1 protein-coding gene and 1 pseudogene are annotated in these 2962 nt (G+C 25.5%); both read left to right on the top strand.

All coding sequences use genetic code 11. From position 1 onward, the window contains the following. The coding region (locus B0A64_RS25360) for an NACHT domain-containing protein (RefSeq protein ID WP_165769879.1) at positions 1-1160 on the top strand (1160 nt) is incomplete at its 5' end. Then, positions 1160-2962: pseudogene (locus B0A64_RS25800) on the top strand (hypothetical protein); the annotation flags it as partial. The gene B0A64_RS25360 and the pseudogene B0A64_RS25800, both read left to right, overlap by 1 nt.

The raw sequence follows: 2962 nt of genomic DNA, 5'->3' as shown, positions 1-2962 counted from the left end.
TAACTGAATTATGGATAATTAACTTTTTCAAAAAAGAACTATTAAATGCAATAAAAAAGGAAAATTATAAGAAAAAAGATTTCGATGAATATATTAAATCACAACTTGAAAAAACGAAAAAACAAAATTCCAAATTTGTTTCTTTAATCCTAAAAGAACTTGCGAATCAAAACGAAACAAGTAAAAATGGCTTCATAGAAGATTTGATTACAAAAAACACAACAAGAATGAGAATTCTTGGACAAGGGGGCTCCGGTAAAACAACTACCTTAGAACACCTTGTCTACAAAGACACTCTCAAATGGATAGAAACACCTTTAAACTCACAAATACCCGTTTTAGTAACATTAGGTAATCTTACTGCGAACGAAAGCATAACAGAAAGTATTGCAAAAAAACTAAATATTGGCTACGAGGATGTTGAAGAACTTTATAAAACTAATGAAATTAAAATATATTTAGATGGTCTGAATGAAATAGTAGAAAACAGAGAATCAAAAAAAATCAAACTACAAGAAATTGATTCTATTATAGAGGACTATCCCAATTTAAGTATAATTATTACTGATCGTTATGAATTCGATAGTTATCAAAATAATATGTTTAACATACCAACCTTTATAATACAAAAATTAAGTAAAAATCAAATTGAAGAATTTGTATTAAAAAATTGCAACAATTCTCAAGAACAATCCAATCAAGTATTAAAAATTCTAAATTCAAAAAGTAACATACAAGAATTATTACTTCGACCTTTAATATTGACTAGAGCAATTGAAATTATTAAAATTGAAAATGATTTACCAGAAAAAGAAAGCCAAATTATTGAAAAATTTTTAAACATTTTACTTAGAAGAGAAAAGGATGAAAAAAAGGATCCATTATTAAATGTGAATAATTTTAAATTATTATTATCATATGCAGCAAATGAAATATATGCTAAATATAAAACTAATGCATCCGTTCATGAGTTTAGTTTTAGTAAAATGTTAAATGAAGCATCGGAAAAATATGGCCTAGAAAAATTTAATGCTGGTTATGTAAGCAGAATTGGATATGAACTTGAGATACTTTCAAAGAACGAAGAACTAATTCAATTTTATCATCAGAGTTATTTAGAATTTTTCTGTTCACATTATTTAAAATATGAATATAAGTAATGTTTAATCTGATACTAAACAAATACGATCCAAAGGATGTGAGATCACATGGAATTTTAAAATTCTTTGTTGATGATTTAACTGAAAACGATAAAATTGCATTCGTCGATTCAATTTTCAAAAAAGGCTCTTGGATTTTGCCAACTGAAATTAGTAAATCGTCAGATTCACATAGGTTAAAAGAAGAAACAAAGGAAAAATTCCTTAAGATATTTAATGAATGGGTAAATGAAAGATATAAATATTCTTCAAAAATTTCTAAACGTGCAAAAAATCCACGCTTAACAATTGATTTAACCAGTGAGTTTAGGGAAATACTTTTATCGATAAAAAATTTAAATTTCTCTCCTGAAATAATGCTAGTGTTAAAAAAATTCTTTGACAACAGTAATGATTTATATTTAAAGACCTTTTTTCGAAATTCACTTTCAGTTGTTATAGAAGAGTATAGTGAAAAAGAAATTGAGTTTTTCTTTTTTTACTTTTCTGATGAATACAACGAGAAAATTTCAGCTAATTATTGTGCCTTTGTAAACGCTTTTTTACAGCGATTGGCATATTCTTATAAAATTCATGATCTAACGGACTCATTTTTAAACCAATTAAATAAACTTTCAATATCATTAAAAGGCAGTGAAAATAAATCTAATTATTCAGTCTTAATTTCCATTTTCCTAATTGATTTGATTACTGACAAGAAACTTGATTTATCAGATTCTAAATACAATAAAACAATTACTGAAACTATAGCTCAATTAGAAAAGAGTGATTATGCTAATCTAGATTTTTTTAGATTTTTAAAACAATTTAACTATCCGTTTAATAATTATGATTTTAGTATAGAAATTGATTCATTTTTTTTAGGTTTTACAAACAATATTTCCATCCTCAAAACGTTCAGTGAAGAATACAAAAAAGATATACTACATCATTATCTTAAACTTTCAAATAGTTACTTCGAAACATTGTTATTTTTTTTAGAACAGTTGGATGAAAAAGAAGCTGAAACTCATTTTGTCAAATTTGTTACATTAGTAGATGAACTAAGGAACTCATTTATGTCATTAATTTGGTTTGATGAGTTTCTAAATTTTAAAAAAATAAAAGGAAAAATTTTCTCAATTACCTCGAAAGGATTTGAAGTTAAGATTGATGAAAATATTTTTAACAAGAATATTTTATTAAGAGAACCTGAAATGCTATTAAGTGAAAAAGCCAAATCACATTACGGTTTTGGTTTTCTTCATGAGTCTTCGTTAGGTGTTAATAAATCTAAGCAGTTAAAAGATTTATTATTACAAAATAATTCAAATAATAATGTTATAGACAGCGAAATTACATCCTTTTATGCTTTAGACTTAAACTTTTCCCAATCTTACAAAGGAAAAGCAATTCAATTTGTTCCCGAAAGCAAAGCAATTAATAAAATTCTTGGTAATTACGAACTGAAAGCCTTATTTGTATCAATTGAAATTTATTTAATAGAAAAGGCATATAAGTATTTAAAATCTGAATCTCCTTTTCTACTAAAAACAAATCACTTTAAACTACTCTGTACTGCCGATTATATTCATAATTATAATATTGGCTTTACAGAAAATACTTTTTGGCAAATTTTAAAAAAAATTAGACCATCTCTTTACGAGGCTTTATATATTAAGGCATTTGAAAATCAAACATTGATTTCCGGAATAATAAAATCAAGAACCAATGGTGGAATGATAGTGGATGTGCTTGATATAGAAGCATTTTTACCAGGATCGCAAATTGATATTAAACATATTATAAATTATGATATATAT

The sequence above is a fragment of the Flavobacterium araucananum genome (assembly GCF_002222055.1).
Classification (GTDB): Bacteria; Bacteroidota; Bacteroidia; order Flavobacteriales; family Flavobacteriaceae; genus Flavobacterium; species Flavobacterium araucananum.
Note: the sequence above shows the minus strand (reverse complement) of the source record. Positions and strands in the feature narration are given on the sequence as shown.